The 26,524-nt window shown below is 62.9% G+C and carries 18 protein-coding genes; 12 read left to right on the top strand and 6 right to left on the bottom strand.

The window, feature by feature from the left end; all coding sequences use genetic code 11:
- Positions 1 to 30 precede the first annotated feature (30 nt).
- From C934_RS0110135 to C934_RS0110115, 5 genes are all read left to right on the top strand, one after another.
- Complete coding sequence (locus C934_RS0110135) at positions 31 to 708, top strand: response regulator (RefSeq protein ID WP_018856608.1); 678 nt, start codon at positions 31 to 33, stop codon at positions 706 to 708.
- A complete protein-coding gene (locus C934_RS0110130) occupies positions 705 to 2,087 on the top strand; it encodes a sensor histidine kinase (RefSeq protein WP_018856607.1) in 1,383 nt (460 codons plus the stop codon). The genes C934_RS0110135 and C934_RS0110130 overlap by 4 nt, the downstream gene beginning before the upstream one ends.
- Positions 2,088 to 2,198: 111 nt before the next feature.
- Positions 2,199 to 5,519, top strand: a complete 3,321-nt coding sequence (locus C934_RS0110125; protein ID WP_018856606.1) for a transglutaminase family protein — start codon at positions 2,199 to 2,201, stop codon at positions 5,517 to 5,519.
- A 13-nt stretch (positions 5,520 to 5,532) separates the two neighbouring features.
- Positions 5,533 to 7,950, top strand: coding sequence for a circularly permuted type 2 ATP-grasp protein (locus C934_RS0110120; protein WP_018856605.1), 2,418 nt, complete (start codon positions 5,533 to 5,535; stop codon positions 7,948 to 7,950).
- A complete protein-coding gene (locus tag C934_RS0110115) occupies positions 7,947 to 8,834 on the top strand; it encodes a transglutaminase family protein (RefSeq protein WP_018856604.1) in 888 nt (295 codons plus the stop codon). Before C934_RS0110120 ends, C934_RS0110115 begins: the two co-directional genes overlap by 4 nt.
- Here the strand turns inward: C934_RS0110115 and C934_RS34645 are convergent.
- Positions 8,818 to 9,258 carry a hypothetical protein gene (locus tag C934_RS34645; RefSeq protein ID WP_156828744.1) on the bottom strand — a complete coding sequence of 147 codons (441 nt, stop codon included), beginning with the start codon at positions 9,256 to 9,258 and terminating at the stop codon, positions 8,818 to 8,820. The two genes, C934_RS0110115 and C934_RS34645, sit on opposite strands and share 17 nt — an antisense overlap.
- Before the next feature lie 38 nt (positions 9,259 to 9,296).
- Between C934_RS34645 and C934_RS0110105 the strand changes: the two genes are divergently transcribed.
- The 7 genes from C934_RS0110105 (at position 9,297) to C934_RS0110075 (ending at position 20,880) form a co-directional block, all read left to right on the top strand.
- Entirely contained in the window at positions 9,297 to 11,759 is a 2,463-nt protein-coding gene (locus C934_RS0110105) for a glycogen/starch/alpha-glucan phosphorylase (protein ID WP_018856602.1), read from the top strand.
- Positions 11,756 to 13,963: a 1,4-alpha-glucan branching protein GlgB gene (glgB, locus tag C934_RS0110100; RefSeq protein ID WP_018856601.1), complete on the top strand. Its 2,208-nt coding sequence runs from the start codon at positions 11,756 to 11,758 to the stop codon at positions 13,961 to 13,963. Before C934_RS0110105 ends, glgB begins: the two co-directional genes overlap by 4 nt.
- A gap of 20 nt (positions 13,964 to 13,983) precedes the next feature.
- Positions 13,984 to 15,246, top strand: a complete 1,263-nt coding sequence (gene glgC / locus C934_RS0110095) for a glucose-1-phosphate adenylyltransferase (protein WP_018856600.1) — start codon at positions 13,984 to 13,986, stop codon at positions 15,244 to 15,246.
- Between the two features lie 3 nt (positions 15,247 to 15,249).
- Entirely contained in the window at positions 15,250 to 16,692 is a 1,443-nt protein-coding gene (glgA, locus tag C934_RS34640; RefSeq protein WP_018856599.1) for a glycogen synthase GlgA, read from the top strand.
- Positions 16,693 to 16,698: 6 nt separating this feature from the next.
- Positions 16,699 to 18,330 (top strand): alpha-D-glucose phosphate-specific phosphoglucomutase, encoded by a 1,632-nt coding sequence (locus C934_RS34635; protein ID WP_018856598.1) that lies wholly within the window; start codon positions 16,699 to 16,701, stop codon positions 18,328 to 18,330.
- 9 nt (positions 18,331 to 18,339) lie between these two features.
- Positions 18,340 to 20,307 (top strand): glycogen debranching protein GlgX, encoded by a 1,968-nt coding sequence (gene glgX, locus C934_RS0110080; RefSeq protein ID WP_018856597.1) that lies wholly within the window; start codon positions 18,340 to 18,342, stop codon positions 20,305 to 20,307.
- A gap of 87 nt (positions 20,308 to 20,394) precedes the next feature.
- The gene (locus tag C934_RS0110075; RefSeq protein ID WP_018856596.1) at positions 20,395 to 20,880 is read left to right on the top strand and encodes a MaoC family dehydratase; all 486 of its coding nucleotides are present in this window, start codon (positions 20,395 to 20,397) and stop codon (positions 20,878 to 20,880) included.
- Here C934_RS0110075 and C934_RS0110070 read toward each other — a convergent pair.
- The 5 genes from C934_RS0110070 to C934_RS0110050 all read right to left on the bottom strand — a co-directional run bounded on the left by C934_RS0110070 (position 20,877) and on the right by C934_RS0110050 (position 26,513).
- Complete coding sequence (locus tag C934_RS0110070; protein ID WP_018856595.1) at positions 20,877 to 22,010, bottom strand: zinc-dependent alcohol dehydrogenase family protein; 1,134 nt, start codon at positions 22,008 to 22,010, stop codon at positions 20,877 to 20,879. The two genes, C934_RS0110075 and C934_RS0110070, sit on opposite strands and share 4 nt — an antisense overlap.
- A gap of 82 nt (positions 22,011 to 22,092) precedes the next feature.
- Positions 22,093 to 22,488 (bottom strand): VOC family protein, encoded by a 396-nt coding sequence (locus C934_RS0110065; RefSeq protein WP_018856594.1) that lies wholly within the window; start codon positions 22,486 to 22,488, stop codon positions 22,093 to 22,095.
- A gap of 152 nt (positions 22,489 to 22,640) precedes the next feature.
- Entirely contained in the window at positions 22,641 to 23,189 is a 549-nt protein-coding gene (locus tag C934_RS0110060; protein WP_018856593.1) for a sarcosine oxidase subunit gamma, read from the bottom strand.
- On the bottom strand, positions 23,182 to 26,175 hold the full coding sequence (locus C934_RS0110055; protein WP_018856592.1) for a sarcosine oxidase subunit alpha: 2,994 nt from the start codon (positions 26,173 to 26,175) through the stop codon (positions 23,182 to 23,184). The genes C934_RS0110060 and C934_RS0110055 overlap by 8 nt, the downstream gene beginning before the upstream one ends.
- The gene (locus C934_RS0110050) at positions 26,172 to 26,513 is read right to left on the bottom strand and encodes a sarcosine oxidase subunit delta (RefSeq protein ID WP_018856591.1); all 342 of its coding nucleotides are present in this window, start codon (positions 26,511 to 26,513) and stop codon (positions 26,172 to 26,174) included. The genes C934_RS0110055 and C934_RS0110050 overlap by 4 nt, the downstream gene beginning before the upstream one ends.
- Positions 26,514 to 26,524: the final 11 nt, after the last annotated feature.

Raw genomic sequence — 26,524 nt, 5'->3', positions numbered from 1 at the left:
GTATCCTCTTCAAAAATCAAGGGAACATCCGTGCGCATTCTATTGGTGGAGGACAATATCGCGCTGGCCGACGGGCTTTCGGCCATCCTGCGAGGCACCGGCCATGCCGTCGACGTCGTGCATGATGGTGCCTCCGCCAACGCTGTCACGGCGGCCGAGAATTTCGATCTCGTCGTGCTCGACCTGAACCTGCCGGAAATGGATGGCCTCGAGGTGCTGCGCGCCATGCGCGCCAGACAGAACCAGTCGGCAGTGCTGATCCTGACGGCGCGCGGCACGCCGGAAGAGCGCGTCAAGGGTCTCGATCTTGGTGCCGACGACTACCTTATCAAGCCCTTTGATATCTCCGAATTCGAGGCCCGCGTCCGCGTGCTCCTGCGCCGCCAGGCGGGTCTGCATTCGGCGACTGTCAGTTTCGGCGGCCTTTCACTCGATCTAAATTCACGCGCCTTCTCCGCCGGCTCGACGCCGCTCGACATTCCCGCCCGCGAACTCGGCCTGCTGGAAATCCTCTTCATGCGCGCCGGCAAGGTTGTCGCCAAGGAAGCGATCATTCAGTCGCTGACCGCCTTCGACGACGACATCTCGGCCAATGCCATCGAGCAATATGTCAGCCGCCTCAGGAAGCGCCTGTCGCCCTATGGGCTGACGGTGAGGACTGCGCGCGGCATTGGCTACTATCTCGACAAACTGCCAGAGGCCTCATGACAACGGCCTATTCGCTCCGACGAAGGCTCCTGTTCTGGCTGCTGATCTCGACCGCCATCATCGGCATGGTCGCGCTCGCGGACACTTATCGCGAAGCGGTGCAGACCTCCAACATCGTTTCGGACCGCGTGCTGGCCGGCTCGGCACTCGCCATCGCCGAACGCGTGGTCGTGGCGGAAGACGGCACTCTCGAGGTCGACATCCCCTATGTGGCCCTTGAGATGCTGACATCGGCCGCGCAGGACCGTGTCTTCTATCGCGTCGACGGACCGCCCGGAAAATTCATCACCGGCTATCAGGCGCTTCCGGTCCTCGCCGAAACCGTAGGCGACACGGCAGGCTTTGCCGATGATACCTTCCGCGGCGAACCGATCCGTGTCGCAACCCTTAAGCGGTCAGCCTCAACAGGCATTCGCTCCGTCCCCTTCGCCGTGACCGTTGCCGAAACCACGATCGCCCGCCGTCAGCTCGCCCGCGCCATCCTCTTCCGCTCGGCGCTGCGTCTCTCCCTTATGATCGCCGGCGCCGCCGTCATCGTCTGGATCTCAGTCACGGTCGCGCTCCGTCCGCTGTACAAGCTGCGCGATGCGATCGGCGAACGCAGTCCCGACGACCTGCACCCGATCGAACAGGCAGTACCAAGCGAGGTCCAGCCGCTCGTCGATACCGTCAACGGCTTCATGGTCCGCTTGCAATCGGCGCTCGATGCACTTCGTAACTTCACCGGCAACGCCAGCCACCAGCTGCGCACGCCGCTTGCGATCATCCGCACGCAGCTCGCCCTCTCCGCTCGCGCGAGCACATTGGCCGAAGCGCAGGGCTCCGCCCTGAAAGGCGATCAGGCCGTCGCCCATGCCGAACGCATCCTCGCGCAATTACTGCTGATGGCGAAAATCGACGCTGCAACGGCGAAGGAGGCGCTGACCGCATCGTCGATCGACCTGACAGCCATTGCCCAGGACATCACCGGAGAACTTATCCCGACCGCCGCCGAGGCCGGCATCGACCTCGGCTTCGAAGGCGACCGCCCTGCCCTCGTCCGTGCCGAGCCGCTGCTGATCGGCGAACTCTTGCGCAACCTTGCCGGAAACGCCATCGCCTATGCCGGCAAGGGCGCTGAGGTGACCGTTCGGATATCCGAGACCGACGATGCCGTCCGCCTCGAAGTCGAGGACAACGGCCCCGGCATTCCCGCAGAGACGCTCGCGGCCGTCCGGCAGCGCTTCTCGCGCGGCAGCAACTCCGGCGCGCCGGGCGCCGGGCTTGGCCTGCCGATCGTCGAGGAAATCGCCGGCCTCTTCAACGCATCGCTGACGCTGGAGCCCGGCGCACATGGCAGGGGTCTCACGGCCTCCGTGACGTTTGCGAAGGCGACGTAAAGGCTTAGCCGGCTCGGCCTTACCGCCTTGCATTCTTTCGCTGCATTGCACACACTACCCTTCGGGAACAGCAAATGCCGTACAACGATACGGCAGCGGATAAGGCCGTCCATGTCGATCAAAGCCAGCATCTATCACCTGACGCATTACAAATACGACAAGCCGGTCCGCCTCGGACCTCAGATCATACGCCTCAAGCCAGCGTCGCATTCCAAGACGCGGGTGATCAGCCATTCGCTGAAGGTTTCGCCGTCGAACCATTTCGTGAACCTGCAGCAGGATCCCTACGGCAATTATCTGGCCCGCTACGTCTTCCCTGACCCGGTGACGGAGTTCAAGATCGAGGTCGACCTCGTCGCCGACATGACGGTCTATAACCCCTTCGATTTCTTCATCGAGGAGAGCGCCGAGATGTGGCCCTTCTCCTATCCCGAGGAGATCAGGGACGACCTGAAGATCTACATGCAACCGCAGCCGGTGGAGCCGGCGCTGGCTGCTTATCTCGCCGGCATCGACCGCACTCCCATGCGGACCACCGACTTCATCGTAGGGTTGAATGCGCGGCTGAAGAACGACGTCGAATACGTCATCCGCATGGAGCCCGGCGTCCAGACGCCGGAGGAAACGCTGAAGCTGGCGCTTGGCTCCTGCCGCGACTCGAGCTGGCTGCTGGTCGAGATCCTGCGCAATCTCGGCTTCGCCGCCCGCTTCGTCTCCGGCTATCTCATCCAGCTCACCCCCGACCTGAAGGCGCTCGACGGGCCCTCCGGCACCGAGGTCGATTTCACCGACCTGCACGCCTGGTGCGAGGTCTATCTCCCCGGCGCCGGCTGGGTCGGCCTCGACCCCACGTCTGGCCTGCTCACCGGCGAAAGCCACATACCGCTCGCCGCCACCCCGCACTACCGAAATGCCGCGCCGATATCAGGCGCGCTTTACGGCGAGGCCAACACCGAATTCGCCTTCGAGATGAAGGTCTCGCGGGTAGCGGAGCACCCGCGCATCACCAAGCCTTTCTCCGACGAAAGTTGGAAGGAGCTCAACGAGCTCGGTGCCAAGGTCGATAGCATCCTGCAGGCCGGGGATGTCCGCCTGACCATGGGCGGCGAGCCGACCTTCGTTTCCATCGACGACTTCGAATCCGAGGAGTGGAACACTGCCGCCGTCGGCCCGACCAAGCGCGAGAAGGCGGATGTCCTCATCCGCAAGCTGCGCGAGCGCTTCGCTCCCGGCGGCTTCCTGCATTACGGCCAGGGCAAGTGGTATCCGGGCGAAAGCCTGCCGCGCTGGACCTTCTCACTCTACTGGCGCAAGGACGGCAAGCCGATCTGGCAGAACCCGGAGCTCATCGCCGGCGAGGGCAAGGACACCGGTGCAAAGGCAGATGACGCCGCCAACCTTTTGAATGCCATCGCCAGGGAACTGGCGATCGAGACCGACATGGTGCTGCCCGCCTACGAGGATCCAGCCGAATGGATCATGAAGGAAGGCAGCCTGCCCGAAAACGTCGACCCATCCAATTCCAAGCTGAAGGACCCGGAAGAGCGTAGCCGCATCGCCCGCGTCTTCGAACGCGGCCTGACCGTACCGACCGGCTACATCCTGCCGGTGCAGGCCTGGAACGCGCGCGCCTCTAGCACGCGCTGGGTCAGCGAAAAATGGAAGACCCGCCGCGGCAAGATCTTCCTCGTTCCCGGCGACAGCCCCGTCGGCTATCGCCTGCCCCTCGGCACCCTGCCCTATGTGCCGCCGGCGCGTTTCCCCTATATCCACCCCGCCGACCCGTCGATTCCGCGCAATCCGCTGCCCGAAGTCTTCGTGCCATCCGGCCGCGCCATGCCGGAAGCCTCCCGCCACAGCGACGACAGCAGCCAGAACCGCGTTGAGCAAACCGTCGGCGAGATCGGCGGCGCCGTGCGCACCGCAATCTCGGTCGAACCGCGCGACGGAAGGCTCTGCGTCTTCATGCCGCCGGTCGAGCGCATCGAGGACTATCTCGAACTGATCGCCGCCGCGGAGAATGCAGCGACCGAACTCGGCCTGCCCGTCCATATCGAAGGCTATTCGCCGCCGCAGGACGAGCGCATCAATGTCATCCGCGTCGCCCCCGATCCCGGCGTCATTGAGGTCAATATCCATCCCGCTTCCAACTGGCAGGATTGCGTCGACATTACGATGACGATCTACGAGGAAGCCCGCCAAAGCCGCCTCGGCACCGACAAGTTCATGATCGACGGGCGCCACACCGGTACCGGCGGGGGCAACCATGTGGTCGTTGGTGGCGCCAATCCGGGCGACAGCCCCTTCCTGCGCCGCCCTGACCTGTTGAAGAGCCTGGTACTGCACTGGCAGCGCCATCCCTCGCTCTCCTACATGTTCTCGGGCATGTTCATCGGCCCGACCAGCCAGGCGCCGCGCATCGACGAAGCCCGTCACGACAGCCTCTACGAACTGGAAATCGCGCTCGCCCAGGTCCCCGCGCCGGGTCGCGGCGCGCAACCCCTCCCTTGGCTGGTGGACAGGCTGTTCCGCAATCTGCTGACCGACGTCACTGGCAACACGCACCGCGCCGAGATCTGCATCGACAAGCTGTTTTCGCCGGATGGCCCAACCGGACGGCTCGGCCTCGTCGAATTCCGCGGTTTCGAAATGCCGCCGAACGCACGTATGTCGCTTGCCCAGCAACTGCTGGTCCGCGCGTTGATCGCCCGCTTCTGGCAGCACCCTGCGGACGGCAAGTTCGTGCGCTGGAGCACGTCGCTGCACGACCGCTTCATGCTGCCGCACTTCATCTGGGCCGATTTCCTCGACGTGCTCGGCGACCTCAAGCAGAATGGCTTCGACCTCAGCCCGGAATGGTTCAAGGCACAGCTTGAATTCCGCTTCCCCTTCTGTGGCGAGGTCGAATACGAAGGCTCTAAGCTCGAACTGCGGCAGGCGCTGGAACCCTGGCACGTCATGGGCGAGGAGGGCGCGATCGGCGGCACGGTCCGCTATGTCGACAGCTCCGTAGAGCGCCTGCAGGTCCGGCTGGAAACCAGCAATGCCTCCCGCTACACCGTGACCTGCAACGGCCGCACGGTTCCGTTGAGCTCGACCGGCACGGCGGGCGTCTCGGTCGCTGGCGTTCGCTTCAAGGCATGGCAGCCTGCGTCGGGATTGCACCCGGTTTTGCCGGTCAATACGCCGCTCACCTTCGACATTTATGATACATGGTCGAAGCGTTCGATCGGCGGCTGCATCTATCATGTTGCCCATCCGGGCGGGCGTAACTATGAGACCTTCCCGGTCAATGGTAACGAAGCGGAAGCGAGACGGCTGGCGCGATTCGAGCCGTGGGGGCATACGGCAGGCGCATTCATTCCGCGTGCCGAGACAGTTTCACCGGAATTCCCGCTGACGCTCGATCTTCGACGACCGGTGGGAATCTAAGCACTAGGGCGAAATGGGCAAGAAACCGACGGCAGAACTGAGGGAAGAGCCAGCGATCCGCACCGGAAACGATGCCGTGCTTGACTATACTCCTCTGCCCGGCGTCGCCGACGAGATGGTCGACACCAACGGCGCCATCCGCCCGGTCTGGCAGCGCTTCTTTTCGCATCTGAGCGGAATGCCCGAAAAGGAGCTGACCGAACGCTTCACCCGCGCCGACCGTTACCTGCGCGACGCCGGCGTTTTCTACCGAGCCTACGGCAGCACCGGAAGCGCCGAGCGCTCCTGGCCCCTCTCGCACGTTCCGGTCCTCATTGATGCGCGCGAATGGGAGGCGGTCTCGGCTGGGCTCGTCCAGCGCGCCGACCTGCTGGAAGCGATCGTTGCCGACGTCTACGGCCAAAATCGCCTTGTCGCGGAGGGCGTGCTGCCACCGGCCCTGATCGCTGCCAACCCCGAATACCAGCGTCCGCTTGTCGGCGTCACCCCGGCCGGCGGTCACTACCTGCATTTCTGCGCCTTCGAGATCGGCCGCGGTCCTGATGGAAACTGGTGGGTCCTCGCTGACCGTACGCAGGCGCCGTCTGGCGCCGGCTTTGCGCTTGAAAACCGCGTGGCGACGACCCGCGCCTTCTCCGATATATACGCTGAGACGCCGGTTCATCGCCTCGCCTCCTTCTTTGGCGCCTTCCGCGATGCGCTGCAGGGCAGGAAGCACAGCGGCGACGACCGCATCGCCGTGCTGACGCCGGGCCCCGCCAACGAAACCTATTACGAGCACGCCTATATCGCCCGCTATCTCGGCTTCATGCTGCTCGAGGGCGAAGACCTGGCTGTCGTCAACGGCAAGGTGATGGTCCGCACCGTGTCGGGCCTGAAGCCGATCACCGTGCTTTGGCGCCGCCTCGATTCGGCCTATTCGGATCCACTGGAACTGAACCAGAATTCACATATCGGCACGCCCGGCCTCGTCGAGGCTCTGCGCGCCGAAAGCGTGACCATCGTCAATGCACTCGGCAGCGGCATCATTGAAACACGCGCGCTGCTCGCCTTCATGCCGACCATCTGTCGTCGTCTGTTTGGCGAAGAGTTGAAGCTCCCCTCGATCGCCACCTGGTGGTGCGGCCAGAAGGGCGAACGCGAACATGTGGCGGCCAACATCGAAAAGATGGTGATCGGTCCGGCCTATTCGCGCGCACCGTTCTTCGATGACAGGGGCGAATCCGTGCTCGGCTCGACCTTGCGCGCCACGACCAAGGATTCGATCGGCGATTGGTTGAACTCCGACGGCGCCAAACTTGCCGGGCAGGAAGTCGTAACGCTATCGACGACCCCGGCCTGGATCGACGGCAAGCTGACGCCGCGGCCGATGTCGCTACGCGTCTTCGCCGCCCGCACGGCCAATGGCTGGCAGATCATGCCGGGCGGCTTTGCCCGCATCGGCGGCAGCGACGACGTTTCGGCCATCGCCATGCAATCGGGTGGTGCCGCCGCCGACGTCTGGATCGTCAGCGACAAGCCGGTGGAGCAGCACACATTGCTGCCAGCGGAAGGCAGCTTCACCCGCAACATGCCGGGCAGCCTGCCGAGCCGCGCGGCCGACAATCTCTTCTGGCTCGGCCGCTACATCGAGCGCGCCGAAGGGGCGCTGCGCATCCTGCGCGCCTGGCACGCCCGCTTTGCGGAAGCCGCCGATCCGAACCAGCCCCTGTTGGCCGACGTGACAGCCTATCTGGCCGCCGTCGATATCGACACCGAGGAAGCAGTCCCGGATACGCTAATGCGCAACATCGACAGCGCCGTCTATTCCGCCAGCAACATTCGCGACCGTTTCTCGCCGGATGGCTGGCTGGCGCTCACTGATCTCGCCAAGACGGCGCGACGGTTCCACGAGACGATTTCTCCCGGCGACGATGCAAGCCACGCGATGACGATTCTGCTGCGCAAGCTCGCGGGCTTCGCCGGTCTGGTGCACGAAAACATGTATCGCTTCACCGGCTGGCGTTTCCTCTCGCTCGGCCGCCATATCGAGCGCGGGCTGCACATGACACGGCTGCTCGGGCACATGTCGGGGCCGGACGCCCCTGATGGCGCGCTCGACATGCTGCTGGAGATCGGCGACAGCGTCATGACCCATCGCCGCCGCTACAACGTCAACACCGCTCGCCTCACGGTCACCGATCTGCTCGCGCTCGATCCGCTCAATCCACGCTCAATTCTTTTCCAGATGAACGAGATCCACCGCGAGGTGGAGCAGCTCCCGAACGCACTCGTCAACGGCCAGATGTCGCCCTTCTATCGCGAAGCGATGCGGTTGCACTCCGGCCTTGCCGTGATGACGCCGGAGACGATGAGCGTCGATGTCTACCGCCGCCTCGAACGCGAGCTGGAGCATCTGTCCGACCTCCTTGCCCACACATATCTCGGATGACCCAGGTGCTTTACGATCTCTCGCTGCACATGGGATACATCTACGACACGCCGGCCTCTGGCGCCCGCCACATCATGCGGCTGATGCCGCTGTCGCTGCCGAACCGGCAACGGCTGGTGGCCGGCTCGATCAAGGTTTCGCCGACGCCGGATGAACAGGCGCACTTCGTCGATTTCTTCGAGCACCCCGCGACTTCCTTCATGCTGCGCGCGCCGCATGAAAAGCTGGATATCCGCATGCATGCCCGCGTGCACGTGGAGAGCCATTCCATCGCAGCGGATTTTTCCCCCGTGCTCGCAAAGCTTCCGAATGAGGTCGCAGGCGTCTGGTCGCTGAAGCCCGACGCCCCGCATCATTTCCTCGGCAATAGCCCCCGCCTTTCGGACACACGCGCGATCTCGGACTATGCGAAGGCCTGCGCCGAACCGTCATGGACCGTGCTGCAGATCGCCACTGCGCTATGCGCGAAAATCCATCTGGATTTCACCTATGATGCCGAAGCGACGACCGTCGATACGACGCCGCTTGAAGCCTTCCAAATAAAGCGCGGCGTCTGCCAGGACTTCGTCCATGTCATGATCCTTGCTCTGCGTAGCCTCGGCATTCCCGCCGGATATGTCTCCGGATTCCTGCGCACCATTCCGCCGCCCGGCAAGGAACGGCTGGAGGGAGCGGACGCCATGCATGCGTGGGTCAGGGTCTGGTGCGGCGAAACGATCGGCTGGGTCGAACTGGATCCGACGAACAACATCCCGGCCGGCACCGACCACATCGTCGTTGCCTATGGCCGCGACTACGCCGACGTCGCCCCGGTCATCGGCGTGCTGAAGAGCTACGGCGGCCAACGCGCTGTCCAGGCCGTGGATGTCATTCCGTTGGGATAATTGAATAGCCGATAGAATTCAGATCTTTACCGTGGCGTTCATGGTGCCGCAAAAGGTCAAGGACCTCCTTGCCTCCTGCGGGACCACCCCGAGCAACGCCTATCAGCCCAATAGCATGGCTCAGCTGGTTGCGGACTTCGGCCATGGCCGCCAAGGCGACGAGCTCGCGACCCGCCTGACGAACTGGTAACAGCAAAGACCCCCAAACAACAAAAGCCGCCCCGGAACAAACCGGAGCGGCTTTTCGTTTGCCTGCAAAAACGCGCATATCAAATTCGGAAAACCGATTGAAATCAAGCTCTTTCCGCAGCGGAGCGCCAAGCCTCGGCAATTTTTTCGTTTGGGTAATTCCTTTGTTGCAAGTGCGTTGTAACGATGCATAAACTGCGTGTTTAGTGCGCGGCAAACCGATTGAAATTGGCATAACGTACTGAAACCAAACAGAATTGGCGAGGACTGACGATGAACACCGTTTCGAAGCCGACAATCCCCTCCCCCGCGCCGCGCAGCTCCAAGCCAGAAATTCTCGCCGAAGAAATCATCGAACGCCTGACCTACCGCATCGGCAAGGATGCGAAGGTCGCCAAGCCGCATGACTGGCTGACGGCGACCATCCTCGTCATACGCGACCGCATCATCGACAAGTGGATGGAGTCGACCCGCAAGGTCTACGCAACAGGCGACAAGCGCGTTTACTACCTCTCCCTCGAATTCCTCATCGGCCGCCTGATGCGCGACGCCGTCTCGAACCTCGGCCTCATGGAACAGGTTCGCGACGCGCTCGCCTCGCTCGGCGTCGATGTCTCTGTCATCGCCGGCCTCGAGCCTGACGCCGCTCTTGGCAACGGCGGCCTTGGCCGTCTCGCCGCCTGCTTCATGGAAAGCATGGCGACCGTCGATGTCCCGGCCTATGGCTACGGTATCCGTTACGTCCACGGTCTTTTCCGGCAGCAGCTTGCCGATGGCTGGCAGGTGGAGTTGCCGGAAAGCTGGCTGGCGCACGGCAATCCTTGGGAATTCGAGCGTCGCGAGAGCGCTTACGAAATCGGCTTCGGCGGCACCGTCGACGTGGTCAATAGCCCCGAGGGCGAGCCGCGCTATGTGTGGAAACCCGCCGAGCGTGTCATCGCCGCCGCCTTCGACACTCCGGTGGTCGGCTGGCGCGGCAAGCGCGTCAACACGCTGCGCCTCTGGTCCGCGCAGCCGATCGACCCGATCCTGCTCGACGCCTTCAACGCCGGCGACCATATCGGCGCGCTGCGTGAGAGCAACAAGGCCGAAAGCCTGACGCGCGTTCTATATCCCGCCGACGCGACGCCGGCCGGCCAGGAACTGCGCCTGCGCCAGGAATTCTTCTTCTCCTCCGCTTCGCTGCAGGACATCCTGCGCCGTCACCTGCAGCAGTATGACGATTTCACCTCGCTGCCCGACAAGGTGGCGGTCCAACTGAACGACACGCATCCGGCGGTCTCGGTCGCGGAACTGATGCGCCTGCTGTGCGACGTGCATGGTCTCGACTTCGACCAGGCTTGGGACATCACCCGCGGCACGATCGCCTACACCAATCACACCCTCCTGCCGGAAGCGCTGGAAAGCTGGCCGATCCCACTGTTCGAGCGCCTGCTGCCGAGGCATATGCAGATCATCTACGCGATCAACGCCAAGGTGCTGCTGGAGGCGCGCAAGACCAAGACCTTCTCCGAAACGGAAATCCGCTCGATTTCCCTGATCGAGGAAAGCGGCGAGCGCCGTGTACGCATGGGCAATCTCGCCTTCGTCGGCGCTCATTCGATCAACGGCGTTTCGGCTCTGCACACCGACCTGATGAAGGTCACCGTCTTTGCCGACCTGCATAAGCTCTATCCCGACCGCATCAACAACAAGACCAACGGCATCACGCCGCGCCGCTGGCTGCAGCAGTGCAATCCCGGCCTGACCTCGCTGATCCGCGAAACGATCGGCGACGACTTCCTCGATGACGCCGAAAAGCTGAAGCCGCTCGACAAGTTCGCGAATGATGCAAGCTTCCAGGAGAAGTTCGCGGCGGTGAAGCGCGCCAACAAGGTGGCCTTGTCCAATCTCGTCGCCAGCCGCATGGGCATCAAACTCGATCCGTCGGCTATGTTCGATATCCAGATCAAGCGCATCCACGAGTACAAGCGGCAGCTGCTCAACATTATCGAAGCAGTCGCGCTCTACGACCAGATCCGCTCACATCCAGAATTGGACTGGGTGCCGCGCGTCAAGCTCTTCGCCGGCAAGGCGGCGCCGAGCTACCATAACGCCAAGCTGATCATCAAACTGATCAACGACGTCGCCCGCACGATCAACAACGACCCGGCCGTCCGCGGCCTGCTGAAGGTCGTGTTCGTGCCGAACTACAACGTTTCCCTTGCCGAGGTCATGGTGCCGGCCGCCGATCTGTCTGAGCAGATCTCGACTGCTGGGATGGAAGCATCGGGCACCGGCAACATGAAGTTCGCGCTGAACGGCGCGCTGACGATCGGGACACTCGACGGCGCCAATGTCGAGATGCGCGACCATGTCGGCGAGGACAACATCATCATTTTCGGCCTGCGTGCCGACGAAGTCGCCGCCGCCCGTGCAGATGGCCACAATCCCCGCGCCATCATCGAAGCGTCGCGTGAACTGTCTCAGGCACTCCAGGCCATCAGTTCCGGCGTCTTCTCGCACGACGATCGAAGCCGATACGCGGCGCTGATCGAAGGCATTTACGCGCATGACTGGTTCATGGTGGCGGCCGATTTCGATGCCTATGCGCAGGCGCAGCGCGATATCGACCAGCTCTGGACCGATCCGTCGGCGTGGAACAAGAAAGCGATCTGCAACACGGCTCGGATGGGCTGGTTCTCATCCGACCGCACGATACGGCAATATGCCAAGGAAATCTGGAGAGCCGGATGAAAGCGCCGAAAGCCACCCCTGAAGTCAGACTTCCCTGGGAGATTTCGGCAGACGAGATAGCGGCAATCCTCGCAGGGTCGCATTCCAATCCCTTCGCCGTTCTCGGCGTTCACAAATCGGGAAACGCCTACGTCACCCGCTGCTTCATTCCGGGCGCCGAAGAGGTGACCGCGATGGCGCTCGATGGCAGCGTCATCGGCGAATTGAAGCAGCAGCATTCTGACGGCTTTTTCGCCGGCGAGGTTTCGGTGACGAAGCAGCAGCCGGTGCGCTATCGCGCGCGACGCGGCGATGCCGAATGGGCGGTGACCGACCCTTACAGCTTCGGACCCGTCCTCGGCCCGATGGATGACTATTACGTGCGGGAAGGTTCCCATCTGCGCCTCTTCGACAAGATGGGCGCACACTGGATCAAGCACGAGGGCGCGCAGGGGATCCATTTCGCCGTCTGGGCGCCGAATGCTCAGCGTGTCTCGGTTGTCGGTGACTTCAATGGCTGGGATGGTCGCCGCCATGTAATGCGCTTCCGCTCCAGCGCCGGTATCTGGGAGATCTTCGCTCCTGACGTTCCGACCGGTGTCGCCTACAAATTCGAAATCCGCGGCCACGACGGTGTGCTGTTGCCGCTAAAGGCCGACCCTTTCGCCCGACGCAGCGAACTACGCCCACAGACGGCCTCGGTCGCGGCATCCGAGCTGCTGCAGGAATGGGACGACGCAGCGCATCTGAAGCACTGGAGCGAAACCGACAAGCGTCGTCAGCCGATCTCGATCTACGAGGTTCATGCCGGCTCCTGGCAGCGGCGCGACGATGGCTCGTTCCTCTCCTGGGACGAGCTTGCCGCCCGTCTAATCCCCTACTGCGTCGACATGGGCTTCACCCATATCGAGTTCCTGCCGATTACCGAGCATCCCTATGATCCATCCTGGGGCTACCAGACGACCGGGCTCTATGCGCCGACCGCCCGCTTCGGCGAGCCGGAGGGTTTCGCCCGCTTCGTCAACGGCTGCCACAAGGTCGGCATCGGCGTCATCCTCGATTGGGTGCCAGCCCATTTCCCGACCGACGAACACGGTCTCGGCTGGTTCGACGGCACGGCGCTCTACGAGCATGCCGACCCGCGCCAGGGCTTCCACCCCGACTGGAATACGGCAATCTACAATTTCGGCCGCACCGAAGTCGTTTCCTATTTGGTCAACAACGCGCTTTACTGGGCCGAGAAGTTCCATCTCGATGGTCTGCGCGTCGATGCCGTGGCCTCGATGCTCTACCTCGACTATTCCCGCAAGCACGGCGAATGGATCCCGAACGAGTACGGCGGCAATGAGAACCTGGAGGCTGTGCGCTTCCTGCAGAACATGAACACCCGTATCTACGCCGAGCATCCAGGCGTCATGACCATCGCCGAAGAATCGACCTCCTGGCCGAAGGTGTCGCAGGCGGTGCATGAAGGCGGCCTCGGCTTCGGCTTCAAGTGGAACATGGGCTTCATGCACGACACACTGAGCTACATGAGCCGTGAGCCGATCCACAGAAAGCATCATCACAACGAGCTGACCTTCGGCCTGCTCTACGCCTATTCGGAAAACTTCGTGCTGCCGCTCTCCCATGACGAGGTGGTGCACGGAAAGGGCTCGCTGATCGCCAAGATGCCCGGCGACGACTGGCAGAAATTTGCGAATCTGCGGGCCTATTACGCATTCATGTGGGGCTATCCGGGCAAGAAGCTGCTCTTCATGGGTCAGGAATTCGCGCAGTGGAGCGAGTGGAACGAGGCAACCTCGCTCGACTGGAACCTGCTGCAGTACCGCATGCACGAGGGCATGCGCCGGCTGGTGCGCGACCTCAACTTCACCTACCGCAGCAAGCCGGCCCTGCACGCCCGCGACTGCGAGGGCGATGGCTTCGAATGGCTGATCGCCGACGACCACGAGAACTCCGTTTTTGCCTGGCTGCGCAAGGCGCCAGGAGAGAAGCCGGTCGCCGTCATCTGCAATCTGACGCCTGTCTATCGCGAGAACTATTCCGTGCGCCTGCCGACCGAGGGGCGCTGGCGCGAGATACTGAATACCGATGCCGACATCTATGGCGGCAGCGGCAAGGGCAATGGTGGCCGCGTGCAGGCCGTCAACGCAGGTGGCGCCATCGCCGCATCGATCACCTTGCCGCCTCTGGCGACGATCATGCTTGAACCCGAGAACTGACGACTGGTGGGAGGATAAAAATGGTAGAAAAACGTGTTCAGCCACTTGCCCGCGACGCAATGGCCTATGTTCTCGCGGGTGGTCGGGGAAGCCGCCTGAAGGAACTCACCGATCGCCGCGCCAAGCCGGCGGTCTATTTCGGCGGCAAGACCCGCATCATCGACTTTGCGCTGTCGAACGCGCTGAACTCGGGCATCCGCCGCATCGGCGTCGCCACCCAGTACAAGGCGCACTCGCTGATCCGCCATATGCAGCGCGGCTGGAACTTCTTCCGCCCCGAGCGGAACGAGAGCTTCGACATTCTGCCAGCCTCCCAGCGCGTCTCGGAGACGCAGTGGTATGAAGGCACCGCCGATGCGGTCTACCAGAACATCGACATCATCGAGGACTATGGCGTCGAATACATGGTCATCCTCGCCGGCGACCATGTCTACAAGATGGACTACGAATACATGCTGCAGCAGCATGTCGATTCCGGCGCCGACGTCACGATCGGCTGCCTGGAAGTCCCGCGCATGGAAGCCGTCGGCTTCGGCGTCATGCACGTCGACACGACCGACCGGATCATCGACTTCGTCGAGAAGCCCGCCGATCCGCCGGGCATTCCCGACAAGCCGGAATTCGCGCTTGCCTCGATGGGCATCTACGTGTTCCACACGAAATTCCTGATCGACGCACTGCGCCGCGACGCCGCTGACCCGAACTCCAGCAAGGATTTCGGCAAGGACATCATCCCTTACATCGTCAAGAACGGTAAGGCCGTCGCCCATCGTTTCGCCAACTCTTGCGTCCGGTCGGATTTCGAGCACGAGCCCTACTGGCGCGATGTTGGAACGATCGACGCCTATTGGCAGGCCAACATCGACCTGACCGCGATCGTTCCGGAACTGGATATCTACGACAAGTCCTGGCCGATCTGGACCTATGCAGAAATCTCGCCCCCGGCGAAGTTCGTCCATGACGACGAAGACCGCCGCGGCTCCGCCACATCCTCCGTCGTCGCGGGCGACTGCATCATTTCCGGCGCAACGCTGAACAAGAGCCTCCTCTTCACCGGCGTTCGCGCCAATTCCTACTCCAAGCTTGAAGGTGCCGTCGTTCTCCCGAGCGTCAAGATCGGAAGGCACGCCCAACTCAGAAACGTCGTGATCGACCACGGAGTCGTCATTCCTGAAGGCCTCATCGTCGGCGAGGATCCGGTTCTAGATGCCAAGCGTTTCCGCCGCAGCGAGGGCGGCATTTGCCTCATTACCCAACCGATGATCGACAAGCTGGGCCTGTAAGCCATGAAAGTTCTTTCGGTTTCGTCCGAAGTCTTCCCGCTCGTCAAGACAGGGGGCCTCGCCGATGTGGCGGGTGCCCTGCCGATCGCCCTTGAGCGTTTCGGCATCGAAACCAAGACCCTCATGCCGGGCTATCCGGCCGTCATGAGGGCTATCCGCAATCCTGTGGTCCGACTCCAATTCGACGATCTGCTCGGCGAACCGGCAACCGTGCTCGAAGTCAAGCACGACGGGCTCGATATCCTCGTGCTCGACGCCCCCGCCTATTACGACCGGTCGGGCGGCCCCTATCTCGACGCCACCGGCAAGGATTACCCCGACAATTGGCGCCGTTTCGCGGCTCTGTCCCTGGCCGGCGCCGAGATTGCCGCGGGGTTGATGCTGGACTGGCGGCCGGACCTCGTGCATACGCATGACTGGCAGTCGGCGATGACCTCGGTCTACATGCGCTACAATCCGACGCCGGAATTGCCGAGCGTCCTGACCATCCACAACATTGCTTTCCAGGGGCAGTTCGGCGCCGATATCTTTCCGGGTCTTCGTCTGCCGCCGCACGCCTTCGCAACGGAAAGCATCGAATATTACGGCAATATCGGCTTCCTGAAGGGCGGCCTGCAGACTGCACACGCCATCACCACTGTCAGCCCCTCTTATGCCGGCGAGATCCTGACCACCGAGTTCGGCATGGGCCTCCAGGGTGTCATCGCAAGCCGAATCGATTCACTGCACGGCATCGTCAACGGCATTGATACCGACGTCTGGAACCCCTCGACCGACCCGGTTGTCCACACGCATTACAACAGCAGCATGCTGAAGAGCCGCGTCGAAAACCGCAGCTCGATCGCTGAGTTCTTCGGACTTCACCACGACAACGCGCCGATCTTCTGCATCATCAGCCGCCTGACCTGGCAGAAGGGCATGGATGTCATCGCCGCCACCGCCGACCAGATCGTCGACATGGGCGGCAAGCTGGCCATTCTGGGTTCCGGAGACGCGGCGCTCGAAGGGGCGCTGCTTGCCGCCGCCGCCCGTCACCCCGGGCGGATCGGCGTTTCCATCGGCTACAACGAGCCGATGTCCCATCTCATGCAGGCCGGTTGCGACGCCATCATCATCCCGTCCAGATTCGAGCCCTGCGGCCTGACGCAGCTTTACGGATTGCGCTATGGATGCGTGCCGATCGTTGCCCGCACCGGCGGGTTGAACGACACCGTTATTGACGCCAACCATGCCGCGCTTGCGGCGAAAGCGGCAACCGGGATACAATTCTCGCCTGTAACTCCATCCGGTCTGTTGCAGGCGGTCCGCCGCGCGCTACATCTCTACGCCGATCAAAAAGTCTGGACCCAATTGCAAAAGCAGGGCATGAAATCGGATGTTTCGTGGGAGAAGAGCGCCGAGCGCTATGCCGCCCTCTATTCAAGCCTCGCCCCTAAAGGCAAGTGAGAGAAAATGATAAAATCCGTACCCACTACGCCCTACCAGGATCAGAAGCCCGGTACCTCCGGCCTGCGAAAGAAGGTTCCGGTATTCCAGCAGCCGAACTATGCCGAGAACTTCATCCAGTCGATCTTCGATTCGCTGGAAGGCTTTCATGGCAAGTGCCTCGTCATCGGCGGCGACGGACGCTACTACAACCGGGAAGTCATTCAGAAGGCGATCAAGATGGCCGCCGCCAATGGCTTCGGCAAGGTGATCGTCGGCAAGGGCGGCATCCTGTCGACCCCGGCAGCCTCCCACATCATTCGCAAATACAAGGCCTTCGGCGGCATCATCCTTTCGGCCAGCCACAATCCCGGCGGTCCAACCGAAGATTTCGGCATCAAGTACAATATCAACAATGGCGGCCCCGCGCCGGAGAAGATCACCGACGCGATCTATGCGCGCACGAAGGTGATCGACACCTACAAGATCGCCGATTTCGCGGACGTCAACCTCGACCGCATCGGCAAGGACGAACTGCCGGGCGGCATGATCCTCTCGGTGCTCGATTCGGTGGAAGACTACACGGCTCTGATGGAAGAGCTGTTCGACTTCCCCGCGATCCGCAACCTCATCAGCCTCGGATTCCGCATCGCTTTTGACGCAATGAGCGCCGTCACCGGCCCATATGCCAAGGAAATCTTCGAAAACCGTCTCGGCGCGCCGTCCGGTTCGGTCCGCAATTTCATGCCGCTGCCCGACTTCGGCGGCCACCATCCGGACCCGAACCCGGTTCACTGCAAGGAACTCTACGACGAGATGATGAGTGATGATGCGCCCGACTTCGGCGCGGCATCCGACGGCGACGGCGACCGCAACCTCATCATCGGCCGCGGCATCTTCGTCACACCCTCCGATAGCCTCGCGATCCTTGCCGCCAACGCCCACCTCGCGCCCGGCTATTCCGGTGGTCTCGCCGGCATCGCCCGCTCCATGCCGACCTCAGGTGCGGCCGATCGCGTCGCCGAGCGCCGCGGTATCGGCATGTACGAGACGCCGACCGGCTGGAAGTTCTTCGGCAACCTGCTCGACGCCGGCATGGCGACGATCTGCGGCGAGGAAAGCGCCGGCACCGGCTCCAACCACGTGCGCGAGAAGGACGGCCTCTGGGCGGTTCTGCTGTGGCTGAACATCCTTGCCGTTCGCGGCGAAAGCGTTCAGGACATCGTCACCCAGCACTGGCAGACCTACGGCCGCAACTACTATTCGCGCCACGACTATGAAGGCGTCGATACTGACGCGGCGAACGGCCTGATCGCAAACCTGCGCAGCCAGCTTGCGTCGCTGCCGGGCCAGAGCTTCGGCCCGCTGAAGGTCGAGAAGGCCGACGACTTTGCCTATCACGACCCGGTCGACAAGTCGGTCAGCGAGCATCAGGGCATTCGCGTCCTGTTCGAAGGCGGTTCGCGCGTGGTCTTCCGTCTCTCCGGTACCGGCACATCCGGCGCCACGCTGCGTGTCTATCTCGAGCGGTACGAGGCGGATTCGACCCGCCACAACATCGAGACGCAGGAAGCGCTCGCCGATCTTATTGCTGCCGCCGAGACCATCGCGGGCATTCGCAGCCGCACGGGCCGCGACGCTCCTTCCGTGATCACCTGACCGAACGGCATGGCGGCGGGTAGACCCGGGCAAGGCGGAGCAACCATCCTCGAGACCGGCGTTGATTTCGCCGTCTGGTCGCGCAAGTCAGGACAGATCGAACTGTGTCTGTTCGGCGACGACGACAAGGAACTGGCCCGCCTGCCGATGAAACGCGGCGATGACGATGTTTATCGCCTTTTCGTCGACGGCTTGAAGGAAGGTGCGCGCTACGGCTACCGCGCCGGCGGCGTCTATGCGCCCGACGACGGCCTCTGGTTCGACCCGTCGAAGCTGCTGGTCGATCCCTACGCCAAGGAACTCGATCGCCCCTTCCACTACGATCCCCTACTCGGCACCTTCGGCGCCGAGACGCAGCACCTCGTGCCGAAGGCGATCGTCACCCGCGATGTCCCCGTGAAGCCGGGAAAGCCGCTCTTCAAGCCGGGTGGCTTCATCTACGAGGTTGCCGTCCGACCGTTCACCATGCTGCATCCGGATGTTCCCCAAGCGCAGCGCGGCACCGTCGCGGCTTTGGCACATCCTTCAGTGATCGCGCATCTGAAGCGCATCGGCGTGGATGCGGTCGAGTTGATGCCGATCACCGCCTGGATCGACGAGCGCCACCTGCCGCCGCTCGGCCTCAGAAACGGCTGGGGCTATAATCCCGTCGCCTTCATGGCGCTCGACCCGCGGCTCGTGCCCGGCGGCACGGCGGAGCTCCGCGACACCGTGGCGAAGCTCCACGCCGAAGGCATTGGTGTCGTCCTCGACCTCGTCTTCAACCACACCGGCGAAAGCGACCGCTTTGGCACGACGCTGTCGCTGCGCGGCCTCGACAACCTCTCCTTCTATCGGCATCTGACCGACCGGCCAGGCGAATTGGTCAACGATACCGGAACGGGCAACACCGTCGCCTGTGATAACCCCTATGTCAGGCAACTGATCATCGACAGCCTCCGCCACTTCGTGCTCGGCGCGGGCGTTGACGGTTTCCGCTTCGACCTTGCCCCCGTTCTTGGCCGAACCGCTGGTGGCTTCGAGGCCAACAGCGAAACGTTGATGGCAATGCTCGCCGATGACGTCTTGTCGGACCGCGTAATGATCGCCGAGCCTTGGGACATCGGTCCTGGCGGCTACCAGCTCGGTAACTTCCCAGCCCCCTTCCTCGAGTGGAACGACCGCGTACGTGATGACGTCAGGTGCTATTGGCGCGGCGACGATCACAAGACCGGACCGCTCGCAACTGCGCTGGCCGGCTCCTCGGACATATTTTCCCGCAACGGTGCGACCGGGACGCGCAGCGTCAACTTTCTTGCCGCCCATGACGGCTTCACGCTCCGCGATCTCGTCTCCTATAGCGGCAAGCACAACGAGGCGAACGGCGAGCAGAACCGCGACGGCCACAACGAGAACCACTCCTGGAACAACGGTGCCGAGGGCGAAACGCACTACCCCGATATCATTCGCAGACGCCGCGATGACCTGAAGGCGCTGCTCTCCACGCTCTTTGCTACGCGCGGCAGCATCATGCTGACGGCTGGCGACGAAGCAGGCCGCACCCAGCGCGGCAACAACAATGCCTACTGCCAGGACAATGAGATCACCTGGATGGACTGGGCGGCGCTCGACGATGAGCTCATCGCCCATACCGCTTTGATCTCAAGCCTGCGCAAGCGCTTCTCCGTGTTCTCGGAAACGGGTTTCTTCGATGGCCATGGCGACGTCGAATGGATATCGCCTTCGGGCCAGCCGATGAGCGTGCAGGAGTGGGAGACCCCGAACTTTTCCACGCTTGGAATGGTGCTGTCGACGCGCGATGGGCAGGGCGGAAAGCCCGCACGGCTGGCCGTGCTTTTCAATCGCTCGGGCGGCGAGGAAATTTTTGCATTGCCCGGGCCGTCCTCATGGCGGCTGCTCGCCCCCAATGGTCAGCAAAAATCCGCGACATCGGCCATCGTGCCGCGCCGCTCGGTCGCTTTCTATCTCGGAAGTTAACCGGCCAGGCCCCTGCCTGCAATTCCTTGTCGCAATTGTCACAATCCCATTGTAAGGCTTGCGCAGCCGCTTTCTCATGAGGAATCAATGGTCAAGGAAATTTCGCTCGCGGATGTGCGCGGGCTCATCGGCACTGAAACCGGCCTCTCGGACTGGATTGTCGTCGATCAGGCAATGATCGATGCCTTTGCGCATGCAACCGACGATCATCAGTTCATCCACGTCGACCCAGAGCGCGCCGCAACGAGCCCATTCGGCGGCACCATCGCCCACGGATTCCTCACCCTCTCGCTGCTTTCAGCGATGAACTACAACAGCCTGCCCAAAGTCCGTGAGCAGACGATGGGCATCAACTACGGCTTCGAGAACGTCCGCTTCCTCTCGCCCGTCAAATCGGGGGCACGCATCCGCGGCCACTTTATCCTTGCCGAAGCCCGCTTTCGCGGCGCCGGCATGTTGATGACGACCTACGACGTCTCGATCGAGATCGAGAACGAGAAGAAGCCGGCGCTCACCGCGCGGTGGATCACCATCATCCAATTCGACCCAAAAGACCGGCCCGAAGACGCCTAGTGCGCTTCGAAATCGATGACGTGCCGGATCACCTCCCCGGCATGCAGCCGGTCGAAGGCTTCGTTGATCCCCTCCAGCGGACCTCTTGAAGACAACAAGCGATCCACCGGCAGCTTTCCACGCCTGAAGAGCCCGACAAAGCGCGGAATATCCCGGCTCGGCACGCAGCTGCCGAGATAGCTCCCGAGCACGCGCCGCTCCTCGGCGACCAGGCTGACTGCGGGGATTGCGAACTGACTGGATGGATTAGCCAACCCTGCGGTAACCGTCGTTCCGCCGCGCCGCGTGATGCGGTAGGCGAGATCAAAGGCCTTGACGGCTCCGGCCATCTCGAGCGCGTGGTCGACGCCGCCCTTTGTCGCCTCGCGGATTTGCTCCACAACGTCAGGGTTACTGGCGCGAAAGACGTCTGTCGCCCCAAGCGAACGCGCGATCTCGAGCTTGTCAGGAGCAAGGTCTACCGCGACAACGCGTTCGGCCCCGGCCGCCACGGCGCCAAGCACAGCGGCCAAGCCGACACCACCCAAACCGACAACAGCGACTGTCTGCCCCGGCTGCACATGACAGGTATTCACCACGGCGCCAACGCCCGTCAGCACGGCGCAGCCAAACAGCGCGGCGTGAGCGAACGGGATATCGCGGTCAATGCGAATCGCCGAATGGCGCGAGACCACGGCATGGGTGGCAAAGCCCGAGACGCCGAGATGATGATGGATCGGCACCTCATCGCAGCTCAGTCGCCACTCGCCCGACAGCAGCGTGCCCTTTCCGTTGGCATCGGCGCCGGGAATGCACAGCGCCGGGCGTCCCTCGGCGCAGGGCAGACAATGGCCGCAGCTCGGCATGAAACTCATCACCACATGATCGCCGGGCGTCAGGTCATGGACATCGGGCCCGACCGCTTCCACGGTGCCGGCCGCCTCATGTCCAATCGCCATCGGCACCGGACGCGGCCTGTCGCCGTTGATGACGGAGAGATCGGAATGGCAGAGCCCGGCCGCGCCAATTCGAACAAGGATCTCGTCCCGCCCCGGCGGCGCGAGCTCGAGTTCTTCGATCGTGAGCGGCCGGCTCACCGCAAATGGCGGCGCGACCGGCGATCGGCGCAAAACCGCGGCACGTATTTTCATGAACTCCTCCCGCGAACGGTTCCGGCAGACTAACCGCTCGCAAAAGCCAACCGCAACAGGACTTTAGGCTGCGGCGATTGCGCTATGGTGCACCGTTGATTTCAACGATGTTGCGATCAGGATCGAGCAGGTAGGCCTGCGGAAAACCGGCCGGCCCGGTACGCCTCACACGCAGCCGCCGGGGATCTCCCTCGGGCGCATCCTCGCGAAAACCCTTTGCGATCAGTCCCCGGATACATCCCTCGAAGTCATCGGTATGGAAGGCGAAATGTCCGTCGGCGGTATCGATGGTCGCCACCCGCCGGAACGTCCCAACCGGATTGACGATGATGTGGACCTGCAGCGCTCCGCAGGCAAACCAGGCTCCGTCGGTACTGAAAGGAGGCCTCTCGATCCGCTCGAGACCGAAGATATCGCGATAGAAGGCAACCGATCGGTCGAGATCCGTCGTGACGATGGAAACGTGATGCAGCATCATTGAGGACACCCCGCAACGTTGCGGCTACGCTCCGACAAAGCCGCACGCGATGGCGAATGATGGCATGAATGACACCGGTCTTGCAACTTGAAGCCGAATGGGGACGGCACAAGAGCACCGTCCCCCAATCGGGAATTCCAGTTCCGTGGCGCTTAATGCGCGGCGTCTTCGGCACCCTCGGCCAGCAGGCCGAATACGAAATCGGCGAACGAACGCCAGCACTCGACACGGAACGTATCGTCCTCGGTGCGGAAGAGCACGATCTCGGCCTTGCCGAAAATCGTGCGCGAGCAGGCGCCGACCGGGAAGGCATCAAGCGACAGATCCTGCGGGCAACCCGCGGAGATCGTCGCCTCGGCCCCGGGACCGGAGACGATGATCGCGACGTTGCGGTGCGAGACATCAGTTGCCGAATGCAGCACGTCCGCCTTCGTGAGCGCGCCCATCAGGTCTGCACCGGACTCATCGATAACGAGCCATTCATCCGGCCCGAGCCAGAGGGCGGCACGGCCACCCTTGCGGCCGGAGGTCTTCGGCGAAGACGGAACCGTGACCCCAAGAGCGGAGGACAGAGCCTTGAGGGATCCGGCGGGCGCACGGAGCGCGATGCGGGTGGCGGCCGGCGCTGCCGTCAGCCGTACCGTCGCCGAGCCGCCATGACGACCTGAGAGCACCGACTTGCGAACTGCCGTATCAGCCATTGATGCGGCCTCCTTCCTTGTCAAAGAACACCATGTCAGTCACCTCGACGGCGATCGTCTTGTCGGGCATAGGCACATAAAGTGTCTCGCCCATCCGCTTGCGGCCATCGGCGACCAGCGCGAAGGCGATCGACCTGCCGAGATTTTCCGACCAGTAGGACGAGGTCACATGGCCAAGCATCGTCATCGGCTTCGGCTCGTTCGGATTGGCGACGATCTGCGCGCCTTCTTCCAGCACCAGCTTCGGATCCTTGGTGACGAGGCCGACCAACTGCTTGCGGCCTGCCTTCACCAGATCCGGGCGCTTCAGCCCACGAATGCCGACGAAGTCAGTCTTCTTCTTCGAGACCGCCCAGGAAAGACCAGCATCGTCAGGCGTGACGGTGCCATCCGTGTCCTGGCCGACGATGATGTAACCCTTCTCGGCGCGAAGAACGTGCATCGTCTCGGTGCCGTAGACGCAGGCGCCGAGCGGCTCTGCATTGGCCCACACGGCTTCCAGAACGGACTGGCCATAGTCGGCCGGCACGTTGATTTCGAAGCCGGTTTCACCGGTGAACGACACGCGGAACAGCCGCGCCGGCACGCCCATGACCGTGCACTCGGCAACGCTCATATGCGGGAAGGCCTCGTTGGAGATATCGATGCCTTCGACCAGCGGGGCGATGATCTCGCGCGCCTTCGGACCCTGTACAGCGATGACGGCCCACTGTTCCGTCACCGAGGTCAGCCACACCTTCAGATGCGGGAACTCTGTCTGCAGATAGTCTTCCATGTGGTGGAGAACGCGCGGCGCGCCGCCCGTCGTCGTCGTCACGTGGAAGCGATCGTCGGCCAGACGCCCGACAACGCCGTCGTCATAAACGAACCCGTCCTCGCGCGTCATGATGCCGTAGCGGCACTTGCCTGGCTTCAGCGTGTCCCAGGCGTTGGTGTACATGAGGTTCATGAAATCGGCGGCATCGGGGCCGACGATCTCGATCTTGCCGAGCGTCGAGGCATCGAACACACCGGCGACATCGCGCGCCGTCTTGCATTCGCGGGCGACCGCCTGGTGCATCGTCTCGCCGGCGCGCGGATAGAACCACGCACGCTTCCAGTTGCCGACATCCTCGAACACCGCGCCATGGGCCTCTTCCCACTGGTGCAGCGGCGTCTTGCGCGCCGGATCGAACAGATCGCCGCGCGAATGCGCGATCAGCGTGCCGTAGGTGACAGGCGTGTACGGCGCGCGGAAGGTGGTGAGACCGACCTGCGGGATTTCCTTGCCCAGCATCTCGGCGGCGATCGCCAGGCCGTGCATGTTGGAGAGCTTGCCCTGGTCGGAGGCCATGCCGTTCGTCGTGAAGCGCTTGATATGCTCGATCGAGTGCATCCCCTCGCGCACGGCAAGGCGAATGTCCTTGGCGCAGACGTCGTGCTGGAAATCGATGAACGCCTTGGCGCTGGTCTCGGGACCTGCGCCTTCAGCAGCGCCAATCATGCCGCCCGTCCACTGATGGGCTTGCTCAGCCGTGATGCTGATCTTGCCGCCGGAGGGCTTCCCAACTGCCTGCGCCATCAGCTCGCCGGCCGCCAGCGATTCCTCGATCGTCTGCTGCAGATCGTCCGTGCCGTTGCAGGCGCCGACAGAAAGGCAATCCTGCGCGTACGTGCCGGGCAGGAAGCGCTGCGTCTCGGGCTCGAACGCCACCTTGCCGCGCGACTGCGAGAACAGGTGCACCGAAGGCGTCCAACCGGCCGAGACCAGCAGCGCGTCGACCGCGATCTTGCGCGGCGAGCCGCCGCCATTGCGGGCAACGGTCATCGACGAGATGCGGAGCTTGCCTGACGTATTGACCACGGACTGACCGGTGAGAACATCGATGCCGAGCGAACGGGCTTCCGCCAGAACGGCCGCACCCGGCGTCTGCCTGCAATCGACGATCGCGGCGATCTCGACGCCTGATCGTTTCAGGTCGAAGGCGGCCTCATAGGCCGAGTCGTGCGCCGTATAAACGCCGACCTTCTGGCCGACGGCGACGCCATACTGGTTGAGATACATGCGCGCAGCCGATGCCAGCATGATGCCCGGACGATCGTTGTTCGGGAACACCATGTGGCGCTCGATCGCGCCGTTGGCGAGGATGACGCGCTTGGCGCGCAGCTGCCACAGACGCTCGCGCGGCAGGTGGCGGCCAGGGTTCGCGACATGGTCGGTCACGCGCTCGGCGAGACCGACGAAATTGTGGTTGTAGTAACCGAAAGCAGTGGTGCGGGTCAGAACCTGCACATTGTCCATTGCCTTCAGCGTGGCGACCGTCTTCTGCGCCCACTCATAACCGGAAAGGCCGTCGATCTTGACGCCGCTGTCGTAGCGCAGCGCGCCGCCGACATCCGCCTGCTCGTCGCAGAGGATCACCTTGGCACCGGATTGCGCCGCCGCCAGTGCCGCCGAAAGACCGGCGATCCCGGCACCGACGACGAGCACGTCGCAATGCGCATAACGGCCGGCATAGTGATCGGGATCGGCTTCCTTCGGCGCAACGCCGAGGCCCGCCGCACGACGGATCATCGGCTCGTAGAGGTGCTTCCAGGCCGCCTTCGGCCACATGAATGTCTTGTAGTAGAAGCCCGCCGCGAAAAACGGGGACATCAGATTGTTGATGCCACCGATATCGAAGGAGAGCGATGGGAAACGGTTCTGCGATTCGACGATCATACCGTCGAAGACTTCCTGCACGGTGGCACGCACGTTCGGCTGTTTGCGGGCGCTGTCGCGCGCAACGTCGATCAGCGCATTCGGCTCCTCGGCGCCGGCCGAAAGGATGCCCCGCGGACGGTGATACTTGAACGAGCGGCCGACCAGATGGATGTTGTTGGCGATCAGCGCCGAGGCGACGGTATCGCCTTCGAGCGCCGTGTAGCTCTTGCCATCGAAGGTGAAGCGCGCGGTTCTGGCCGGCGTCAGGCGACCCTTGCCTGCAATACGGTTCGTGCCGCTCATTGTGCCTCTCCTTCGAGCTGTTCGTAGGTCTCGACGGGAGCATGCGGAACGGCTGCTTCGCCGATCGTGGGCTTCGGCTCGCCTGCCTTGTAGGTCTTGATGAACTTGTCGCTGATGGTATCGCGCGCCGCATTGAAGAAACGGCCGCATCCGTGCTGGTGGCGCCAGCGCTCGAAGATCAGCCCCTTCGGGTTGTCGCGCAGGAAGAAATATTCCTCGAACGCCTCGTCGGAGATGTCGGCGATATTGGTGGGACGGGCGATATGGGCATCGCCGGCACCGCGGAATTCGAGCTCGGAACGCTCTTCCTGACAGTATGGGCAGTAGATAAGAAGCATGATGTCCTCGT

The sequence above is a fragment of the Rhizobium sp. 42MFCr.1 genome, assembly GCF_000377185.1.
Classification (GTDB): Bacteria; Pseudomonadota; Alphaproteobacteria; order Rhizobiales; family Rhizobiaceae; genus Rhizobium; species Rhizobium altiplani.
This window is presented reverse-complemented; position numbering and strand designations above follow the sequence as displayed.

Excerpts from the sequence above, each read along its gene's own strand:
- C934_RS0110130 (WP_018856607.1), top strand. The coding sequence starts at position 705 with ATGACAACGGCCTATTCGCTCCGACGAAGGCTCCTGTTCTGGCTGCTG.
- C934_RS0110125 (WP_018856606.1), top strand. The coding sequence starts at position 2,199 with ATGTCGATCAAAGCCAGCATCTATCACCTGACGCATTACAAATACGAC.
- C934_RS0110120 (WP_018856605.1), top strand. The coding sequence starts at position 5,533 with ATGGGCAAGAAACCGACGGCAGAACTGAGGGAAGAGCCAGCGATCCGC.
- C934_RS0110115 (WP_018856604.1), top strand. The coding sequence starts at position 7,947 with ATGACCCAGGTGCTTTACGATCTCTCGCTGCACATGGGATACATCTAC.
- C934_RS34645 (WP_156828744.1), bottom strand. The coding sequence starts at position 9,258 with ATGCCAATTTCAATCGGTTTGCCGCGCACTAAACACGCAGTTTATGCA.
- C934_RS0110105 (WP_018856602.1), top strand. The coding sequence starts at position 9,297 with ATGAACACCGTTTCGAAGCCGACAATCCCCTCCCCCGCGCCGCGCAGC.
- glgB (WP_018856601.1), top strand. The coding sequence starts at position 11,756 with ATGAAAGCGCCGAAAGCCACCCCTGAAGTCAGACTTCCCTGGGAGATT.
- glgC (WP_018856600.1), top strand. The coding sequence starts at position 13,984 with ATGGTAGAAAAACGTGTTCAGCCACTTGCCCGCGACGCAATGGCCTAT.
- glgA (WP_018856599.1), top strand. The coding sequence starts at position 15,250 with ATGAAAGTTCTTTCGGTTTCGTCCGAAGTCTTCCCGCTCGTCAAGACA.
- C934_RS34635 (WP_018856598.1), top strand. The coding sequence starts at position 16,699 with ATGATAAAATCCGTACCCACTACGCCCTACCAGGATCAGAAGCCCGGT.
- glgX (WP_018856597.1), top strand. The coding sequence starts at position 18,340 with ATGGCGGCGGGTAGACCCGGGCAAGGCGGAGCAACCATCCTCGAGACC.
- C934_RS0110075 (WP_018856596.1), top strand. The coding sequence starts at position 20,395 with ATGGTCAAGGAAATTTCGCTCGCGGATGTGCGCGGGCTCATCGGCACT.
- C934_RS0110070 (WP_018856595.1), bottom strand. The coding sequence starts at position 22,010 with ATGAAAATACGTGCCGCGGTTTTGCGCCGATCGCCGGTCGCGCCGCCA.
- C934_RS0110065 (WP_018856594.1), bottom strand. The coding sequence starts at position 22,488 with ATGATGCTGCATCACGTTTCCATCGTCACGACGGATCTCGACCGATCG.
- C934_RS0110060 (WP_018856593.1), bottom strand. The coding sequence starts at position 23,189 with ATGGCTGATACGGCAGTTCGCAAGTCGGTGCTCTCAGGTCGTCATGGC.
- C934_RS0110055 (WP_018856592.1), bottom strand. The coding sequence starts at position 26,175 with ATGAGCGGCACGAACCGTATTGCAGGCAAGGGTCGCCTGACGCCGGCC.
- C934_RS0110050 (WP_018856591.1), bottom strand. The coding sequence starts at position 26,513 with ATGCTTCTTATCTACTGCCCATACTGTCAGGAAGAGCGTTCCGAGCTC.